The sequence below is a fragment of the Stenotrophomonas sp. STEN087 genome (genome assembly GCF_056759115.1).
Map to the genome: position 1 here is coordinate 1 of NZ_JBRRCR010000126.1, position 7,807 is coordinate 7,807.

8 protein-coding genes are annotated in these 7,807 nt (G+C 67.9%); 4 read left to right on the plus strand and 4 right to left on the minus strand.

Annotated elements, in window-relative coordinates; all coding sequences use genetic code 11:
• Positions 1–93: 93 nt before the first annotated feature.
• Both fabB and fabA read right to left on the minus strand, forming a co-directional pair.
• Complete coding sequence (fabB, locus tag ACVOK1_RS19515; RefSeq protein WP_481562995.1) at positions 94–1,302, minus strand: beta-ketoacyl-ACP synthase I; 1,209 nt, start codon at positions 1,300–1,302, stop codon at positions 94–96.
• Complete coding sequence (gene fabA / locus ACVOK1_RS19520) at positions 1,302–1,817, minus strand: 3-hydroxyacyl-[acyl-carrier-protein] dehydratase FabA (RefSeq protein WP_079220498.1); 516 nt, start codon at positions 1,815–1,817, stop codon at positions 1,302–1,304. The genes fabB and fabA overlap by 1 nt, the downstream gene beginning before the upstream one ends.
• Positions 1,818–2,008: 191 nt before the next feature.
• Between fabA and dinB the strand changes: the two genes are divergently transcribed.
• The gene (dinB, locus tag ACVOK1_RS19525; protein ID WP_108767611.1) at positions 2,009–3,103 is read left to right on the plus strand and encodes a DNA polymerase IV; all 1,095 of its coding nucleotides are present in this window, start codon (positions 2,009–2,011) and stop codon (positions 3,101–3,103) included.
• Positions 3,104–3,493: 390 nt separating this feature from the next.
• Here dinB and ACVOK1_RS19530 read toward each other — a convergent pair whose 3' ends face one another.
• Positions 3,494–4,405, minus strand: a complete 912-nt coding sequence (locus ACVOK1_RS19530) for an MBL fold metallo-hydrolase (RefSeq protein WP_481562996.1) — start codon at positions 4,403–4,405, stop codon at positions 3,494–3,496.
• Between the two features lie 93 nt (positions 4,406–4,498).
• Positions 4,499–5,137 (minus strand): NAD(P)-dependent oxidoreductase, encoded by a 639-nt coding sequence (locus ACVOK1_RS19535; RefSeq protein ID WP_108767613.1) that lies wholly within the window; start codon positions 5,135–5,137, stop codon positions 4,499–4,501.
• Positions 5,138–5,244: 107 nt separating this feature from the next.
• On the opposite strand from ACVOK1_RS19535, the gene ACVOK1_RS19540 reads away from it, so the two are divergent.
• From ACVOK1_RS19540 to gph, 3 genes are all read left to right on the plus strand, one after another.
• Positions 5,245–6,174 (plus strand): LysR family transcriptional regulator, encoded by a 930-nt coding sequence (locus tag ACVOK1_RS19540; protein WP_481562997.1) that lies wholly within the window; start codon positions 5,245–5,247, stop codon positions 6,172–6,174.
• Positions 6,171–6,962, plus strand: coding sequence for a class I SAM-dependent methyltransferase (locus tag ACVOK1_RS19545; RefSeq protein ID WP_108767615.1), 792 nt, complete (start codon positions 6,171–6,173; stop codon positions 6,960–6,962). Before ACVOK1_RS19540 ends, ACVOK1_RS19545 begins: the two co-directional genes overlap by 4 nt.
• 75 nt (positions 6,963–7,037) lie before the next feature.
• Entirely contained in the window at positions 7,038–7,694 is a 657-nt protein-coding gene (gph, locus tag ACVOK1_RS19550) for a phosphoglycolate phosphatase (protein ID WP_481562998.1), read from the plus strand.
• Positions 7,695–7,807: the final 113 nt, after the last annotated feature.

The following is a 7,807-nucleotide window of genomic DNA, read 5'->3' on the forward strand; positions in this document are numbered from 1 at the left end:
GGGCGCGGGGGGGGGGGGCCCGTCGCCCCCGCCCGGCCGGGTCTGGCCGCGGCGCTACGGTGGGTGCCGACGGTTGGGCGGCACGCCTTCCAATCAAACGCGGCCGAACACCAGCGCTGCGTTCGTACCACCGAAACCGAAGCTGTTGGACATCACCGTGTCCAGCTTCTGCTCGCGGCTCTCGCGCAGGATCGGGAAGCCTTCCACCGCCGGGTCCAGCTCGGTGATGTTGGCCGAACCGGCTACGAAACCATCGCGCATCATCAGCAGGCAGTAGATCGCCTCGTGCACGCTGGCCGCGCCGAGCGAGTGGCCCGACAGCGCCTTGGTCGACGACAGCGGCGGCACCGCATCGCCGAACACTTCGCGGATCGCACCCAGCTCGGTCACGTCGCCCAGCGGCGTCGAGGTGCCGTGGGTATTGAGGTAATCCAGCGGACGGTCGACGTTCTGCAGCGCCATCTTCATGCACCGCACCGCGCCCTCACCGGACGGGGCGACCATGTCGGCACCGTCGGAGGTCACGCCATAGCCGATCAGCTCGGCATGGATGCGCGCACCGCGGGCCACGGCGTGGTCGTAGTCTTCCAGCACCAGCATGCCGCCGCCACCGGCGATGACGAAGCCATCGCGGTCCTTGTCATACGGGCGCGAGGCGCTGGCCGGGGTGTCGTTGAAGCTGGTCGACAGCGCGCCCATCGCATCGAACATCACGCTCATCGACCAGTGCAGGTCTTCGCCGCCACCGGCGAACATGATGTCCTGCGCGCCGTGGCGGATCATGTCCGCGGCCGCGCCGATGCAGTGCGCCGAGGTCGCGCAGGCGGCCGACAGCGAGTAGCTGACGCCCTTGATCTGGTAGGCAGTGGCCAGGCAGGCCGACACGGTGGAGCACATCGTGCGCGGCACCATGTACGGGCCGACCTTGCGCACGCCACGGGCGCGCAGCAGGTCGACGGCACCCACCTGCCATTCGCTGGAGCCACCGCCGGAACCGGCGATCAGGCCGGTGCGCAGCGCGCTCACCTGTTCCGGCGACAGGCCGGCATCGGTGATCGCATCGCGCATGGCGATGTAGGCGAAGGCGGCCGCATCGCTCATGAAGCGCTTCTGCTTGCGGTCGATCTGCGCATCCAGGTCCAGGTCCACGCGGCCACCGATCTGGCTGCGCAGGCCGGCTTCGGCGTGGTCGGGCAGCGCGGTGATGCCGGCGCGGCCTTCGCGCAGCGCCGAGGAAACGGTATCCAGATCATTGCCCAGGCACGAGGTGATGCCCATGCCGGTGATGACGACGCGACGCATCAGAAGCTCCCGGTTTCAGTGAACAGGCCCACGCGCAGGTCGCGGGCGTTGTAGATCTCGCGGTCGTCCACGTACATGCGGGCATCGGCCTGGGCCATCACCAGCTTGCGGTTGATGACGCGGGTGATGTCGATCTCGTAGCGCACCAGCTTGGCTTCCGGCAGCACCTGGCCGGTAAACTTCACCTCGCCGCAGCCCAGGGCGCGGCCCTTGCCGGGCGCACCCAGCCAGGTCAGGTAGAAGCCGGTCAGCTGCCACATCGCATCCAGGCCCAGGCAGCCGGGCATCACCGGGTCGCCGATGAAGTGGCAGCCGAAGAACCACAGGTCCGGGCGGATATCCAGTTCGGCACGTACCATGCCCTTGCCATGCGGTCCGCCGTCCTCGCGGATTTCGGTGATGCGGTCGAACATCAGCATCGGGTCGTTGGGCAGACGGCCGGCGGCGGCGCCGAACAGTTCACCGCGGGCGCTGGCCAGCAGCTGGTCACGGTTGAACGCGTGGAGACGAGTCATGGAAAGCGCATTCCTGGAAGCGAAAACAAGGCAACAAGTTCCCGAGGATGCACGACGGTTGCAACGGGAATCAAACCGCCGCACCGTACGCGTGCGTAGTGTTTTCCCCGGGAATCACGCATCCCGTTGATGCACAACGACCATACTTCGCCGTCTGGACCGGTACGGTGCGGTTATCATGTCAGCCAACCATGAACGCACTGCGCAAGATCATCCACGTCGACATGGACGCCTTCTACGCGTCGGTGGAGCAGCGTGACGACCCGTCACTGCGCGGCAAGCCGGTTGTCGTGGCCTGGCGCGGCGCGCGTTCGGTGGTGTGCGCGGCCTCGTACGAAGCGCGGGTATTCGGCGTGCGCTCGGCGATGCCGGCCCTGCGTGCCGAGCGCCTGTGCCCGGATGCGATCTTCGTGCCGCCGGATTTCGCGCGTTACAAAGCCGTGTCACGCCAGGTGCGCGAGATCTTCCTGCGCCATACCGATCTGGTCGAACCGCTGTCGCTGGACGAGGCCTACCTGGACGTGACCGTGCCGAAGAGCGGCATCGAACTGGCCACCGAAATCGCCCGCACCATCCGCGCGCAGATCCGCGAAGAGACGAACCTGACTGCTTCAGCCGGCATCGCGCCGAACAAGTTCCTGGCCAAGATCGCCTCGGACTGGCGCAAGCCTGACGGCCAGTTCGTCATCCCACCGCAGCGCGTGGACGCGTTCCTGCTGACCCTGCCGGTGAAGAGCGTGCCGGGCGTGGGCAAGGTGATGGAAGGCAAGCTGGCCGAGCGCGGCATCATCACCTGTGGTGACCTGCGCAACTGGACGCTGCCGGACCTGGAAGAAAATTTCGGCAGCTTCGGCCGCAGCCTGTACAACCGCGCCCGCGGCATCGACGAACGCCCGGTGGAACCGGACCAGCAGGTGCAGTCGATTTCCTCGGAGGACACCTTTGCCGAAGACCTGCTGCTGGAAGACCTGGGCGAGGCCATCGTGCAGCTGGCCGAGAAAACCTGGAACGCCACGCGCAAGACCGAACGCATCGGCCACACCGTGGTGCTGAAACTGAAGACCGCCCAGTTCCGCATCCTCACCCGCAGCTACACCCCTGACCGCCCACCGGAATCGCTGCAGGAACTGCGCGACATCGCCCTGTCCCTGCGCGCCCGCGTCGACCTGCCCGCCGACACCCGCTACCGCCTGGTCGGCGTCGGCCTCGGCGGATTCCGCGATAAAGAACCGGTCGTGCAGGGCGAACTGTTCGGGCACGACCCGAACAATCCAACAGATATCTAGTCACCCACACTGGGGTCAGAGCCCGTTGCGTCGCAACGGGATCCGACCCCGTGCCGACCAACGGTCGGCACCCACCATCAGCAGCAGGTTCCCACAGCTCGCGGGAAACTATCGAAGGCGGGGCACTGTGGGTTTGCGGGGTGTGAGCCGCATGGGCCCGAGGCATGCCTCGGGCGGGTTGGGCAGGACGCCCAACCCCGGTCTTGCCGTGTGCGCAGGACAGCGCACACGAGCAAGCGCGACCGAGCCTCCATGGCCGGATTCACGGCGTCCCCCGCAACCGGACCCACCCCGCCAACCCAAAGATGCTCAGCTGTTGCTGTTGCTCCGGCTGTTGCCGTTGCATTGAGCAGGTGCAGGGCGCAGCCCTGCAAAAAGAAACCACCTACCTCAAGGCCACTGCATCTCGCCCTTGGCCACCTTCGCACTCAGCTCCAGCGACTCCACGCCCGCCAGCGTCGGATAACGCGCCTGCATCGCCTTCACCAGCGCCGCACTGTCCTTCGCCTTGCCCGCTTCCACATCGAACGCGCGGATGTAATCGGCAGTGAAACGCAGCGCGCTCGCATCCAGCGCCGCACCCGGCGCGTAATGACCCGGCACCACCACCTTCGGCTTCAGCGCCTGCAACCGCTGCAGCGTCTGCAGCCAATCGGCATGCGACTGCGGCGTCTGCGTATCGGCCATCCACACATGCTCACCGGCCACCACCGGAATGCCGCCGACGATCGCGCGCAGCGACGGCACCCACAGCACCGTGCGGTCCGGCGTCGGCCCATCCAGCCCGATCAGCGGCAGGCGCTGGCCTTCCAGCTGCAGCGCATCGCCGTCCAGCACCTGCGGCACGACGATGCGCGCGGGCACATCAGCACCCATCTTCGGGCCCCAGTACGCCAGCTTGCCGGCCTGGGTCTGTTTGATGTGGCCGACGGTCTGCGCGGTGGCGACGATGCGTGCCTGCGGGAAGGCATCCTGCAGCGTGGCCAGGCCGAAGTAGTAATCCGGATCGCCGTGGCTGATGTAGATCGTGGTCAGCTGCCTGCCGCTGGCGCGGATCTTTTCGACCAGTGCGCGCGCATCGCTGGCCGCGAACTGCGCATCGACCAGGATCGCCTCATGGCGGCCTTCGATCAGCACCGAGGACACCGAAAACATCGCCTGCGGGCCGGGATGGAAGGTCTGCAGGTGCAGCTGTGATTGCTTCGCCGCGGTGGCTGCGGGCGTGGCCGGTGCGGCCAGCAGCGGTGCACTGGCGAAACCGGCAGCCAGTGCGAGGGGAAGCAGCAGGGCAGCAGTACGCATCAACGATTCCTCGTGTAGAGCCGAGCCCATGCTCGGCTGCAGTGGTTGCCTCGAGCCGAGCGCAGGCTCGGCTCTACCGGGGAAACGTATCGATCAATACGCCGCAGTGATGATCTGCTTCGGGTACTTGGCCGCTTCCAGCTCGGCCACGAAGGCCGCACCGTAATCGGCGTAGCTGATGCGGCTGTGGCCGCTGGCATCGGCGAGGAAGGTCTTCGCCTGCACGCGGTACTGGCCGCGCTCGTCGCCCGGGCCGATTTCCGCCGCGGGCGAGAAGAAGGTCCAGTCCAGGTCGTCCACGGCCTGCAGGCGCTTCAGTGCTTCGCGCGCGGCCAGTGCGTAGGGCTTGTAGGCGGCCGGGAAATCCGGGGTGTCGACCAGCTGCACGCCCGGCGCGATCTCCAGGCTGCCGGCACCACCGACCACCACCACGCGCGGCACCTTGGCCTGGCGTGCGGCGGCGACCAGCTGGTCGGCCACGGTGGCGATCTGGGCGATGTCATCCCCCGGGCGCGGGCCGTAGGCGCTGGCCAGCACGTCGTGGCCGGCAATCACCGCAGCCAGGGCGTCGGTGTCGTCCAGCGCGGCGATGGCCAGCTGGGCACCGGCCAGTTCGGCCGGCAGGTCCTTTTCACTGCGGACCACGGCCGTGACCTGGTGGCCGTTGGCCAGCGCGTGGCGGGCGATCTGGCGGCCGATGTTGCCGGTGGCACCGACGAGGGCGATCTTCATGGCGGAACTCCTTGGGGCGGAATGGGGGGGAACGAGGCCACTGTAGGCCGCTGCAGTTGCTCGAAAAACAGCGTATAACGCGCTTGTTTGTTGCATGGATCGAGCAGATGGACCGATTGACCGCCATGACCGTGTTCGTCGAAGTGGCCGAGCGCGGCAGCCTGACCGCCGCCGCCGAGGTGCTGGACATGTCCCGGGCCATGGTCAGCCGCTACCTCGCCGAAGTGGAAAGCTGGCTGGGCGCGCGCCTGCTGCACCGGACCACGCGGCGGATCAGCCTGACCGGCGCCGGTGAAGCCGCGCTGGCGCGCTTCCGGCAGATGCTGGCCATCGGCGAGGAGCTGCAGGGCGAACTGGCCAGCGACGATCCCGAGCCGCACGGCACCCTGCGCATCACCGCCAGCGTGTCGTTCGGGCAGAGCCATCTGGCCCGCGCGGTGGCTGCCTTCGTGCAGCGCCATCCGGCGGCGCGCATCGAGCTGCTGCTGGTCGACCGCATGGTCAACCTGGTGGAGGAGCGCGTGGACCTGGCGGTGCGCATCGCGCGCCAGATCGACCCGAGCCTGATCGCGCGACGGCTGGCCACCTGCCGCTCGGTGCTGTGCGCAACGCCCGCCTACCTGCAGGCGCACGGCACGCCCAGCGCGCCGGAACAGCTGCCCGCGCACAACTGCCTCACCCATCATTACGTAGGAAAGAGCCTGTGGCAGCTGCACCGCGACGGCCGCACGCTGTCGGTGGCGGTAGGCGGCAACATCAGTGCCAACGAAGCCTCGCTGCTGCTGGAAGCGGTGCGCGCCGGTGCCGGCATCGCCATGCTGCCGACCTACCAGGTAGCACCGCTGCTGCGTTCGGGCGAACTGGTGCAGCTGCTGCCGGCCTACGAACTGGACGAGCTGGGCATTCATGCCGTGTACGCATCGCGTCGACAGCAGCCCGCTATCATGCGGCGGTTCCTGGATTTCCTGGCCGAGTGTTTTGCCAGCCCGGCCTTCCAGGATCTGGATTGGCGCCCAGCGATCAAGGAGGACACATGAACCATGGACAGGCACTGCTCGACCACAACCGCGCGGCGTGGGACCGGCAGGCACGCGAGGTCCGCGACTGGTCTCGCCCCGTTGATGCGGACACCATCGCCGCTGCCCGCCAGGGCCGCTGGCAGGTACACCTGACGCCACGCGCGTTGCCGCTGGACTGGCTGGGCGATGTGCGCGGCCGCCGCATCCTCTGCCTGGCCTCGGCCGGTGGCCAGCAGGCGCCGGTACTGGCCGCCGCCGGCGCGATCGTCACCGTGTTCGATCTGTCCGACGGGCAGCTGGCGCAGGACCGCAGCGTGGCCCAGCGCGACGGCCTGACGTTGCGCACCGTGCAGGGCGACATGCGTGACCTGCACGCCTTCCCCGATGGCAGCTTCGATGTGGTGTTCCACCCCATTTCCAATCTGTACGTGCCCGACGTGCGCCCGGTGTGGGCCGAGTGCCAGCGCGTGCTGGCCCGGGATGGCCTGCTGCTGGCCAGCTTCTACAACCCGGTGGTGTTCGTGGGCGCGCGCGATCCGCAGCTGCAGGAACAGGGCCTGATCCGCCCGCGGTTTGCCATTCCGTATTCGGACCTGGAAGACCTGCCCGCCGACGAGCGCGAGGCCAAGCTGGCGCGTGGCGAAGCGCTGACCTTTGGCCACAGCCTGGGTGAACTGATCGGTGGCCAGCTCGATGCCGGCTTCGTGGTCGAGCGCTTCATGGAAGACTGGCAGCCGCAGCCGCGCTTCCTGATCGATCGCTACCTGCCCACCTTCCTGGCCACCCGCGCGCGCCGGATCGGCTGAGGCCGATCTGCCCGGTCTGCTCGGGAAAAGAGCGGGGCGTACAATGGACGGCCCACGTCGTACAGGTGCCGTCCCTTGTCGTATCCCTACCCGTTGGTTGTGTTTGATCTGGACGGCACGCTGGTGGACAGCGCGGCCGATATCGCCGAAGCGCTGAACCGCACGCTGGAAGACATCGGCCTGGCGCGCGTGCCTGAAGCCACCGTGCTGGGCTGGATCGGCGATGGCGTGCGGCGGCTGGTGGAGCAGGCCGTGCATGCCGCCGGTAGTGACATCGATCTGGCCGAGGTGATGCCGACGTTCATGGTGCATTACCGCGAGTGCCTGCTGCGCAGCCCGCGCCTGTTCGACGGCGTGCCCGAAGCGCTGGCCCTGCTGCGCGCGCGTGGCGTGCCGCTGGCCATCTGCACCAACAAGCCGGCGGCGCTGGTGCCGCCGCTGCTGCAGCACCTGGGTATCGGCGATGCGTTTTCGCTGGTGCTGGGCGGTGATTCGCTGCCGCAGCGCAAGCCGAGTGGTGAACCGCTGCGGCATATCGCTGCGCACTTCGGTCTGGCGGTGGACGCCTGCCTGATGGTCGGTGACTCGCTCACCGACTACCGCGCCGCCGAAGACGCGGGCATGCCGATCGCGCTGGTGCGCTACGGCTACCCGCGTGGCCTGGACCTGGAAACGGCGCATGCCGTGGCGGTCATCGACGACCTGCGTGACCTTCCCGGCCTGCAGCGCTGAAGCACCGGGTAGTGCCCGGCCCCGGCCGGCCACCCCAAAAGCCCCAGCCCCAAAACAGAATTTGTAGACCCACCGCGCCCGCAAAGCAAGGGCAGACACGGATAAAATGAGGG

What these genes read in the sequence shown, in the direction of transcription:
- fabB (WP_481562995.1), bottom strand. Translation starts at nt 1,302, where the DNA reads ATGCGTCGCGTCGTCATCACCGGCATGGGCATCACCTCGTGCCTGGGC.
- fabA (WP_079220498.1), bottom strand. Translation starts at nt 1,817, where the DNA reads ATGACTCGTCTCCACGCGTTCAACCGTGACCAGCTGCTGGCCAGCGCC.
- dinB (WP_108767611.1), top strand. Translation starts at nt 2,009, where the DNA reads ATGAACGCACTGCGCAAGATCATCCACGTCGACATGGACGCCTTCTAC.
- ACVOK1_RS19530 (WP_481562996.1), bottom strand. Translation starts at nt 4,405, where the DNA reads ATGCGTACTGCTGCCCTGCTGCTTCCCCTCGCACTGGCTGCCGGTTTC.
- ACVOK1_RS19535 (WP_108767613.1), bottom strand. Translation starts at nt 5,137, where the DNA reads ATGAAGATCGCCCTCGTCGGTGCCACCGGCAACATCGGCCGCCAGATC.
- ACVOK1_RS19540 (WP_481562997.1), top strand. Translation starts at nt 5,245, where the DNA reads ATGGACCGATTGACCGCCATGACCGTGTTCGTCGAAGTGGCCGAGCGC.
- ACVOK1_RS19545 (WP_108767615.1), top strand. Translation starts at nt 6,171, where the DNA reads ATGAACCATGGACAGGCACTGCTCGACCACAACCGCGCGGCGTGGGAC.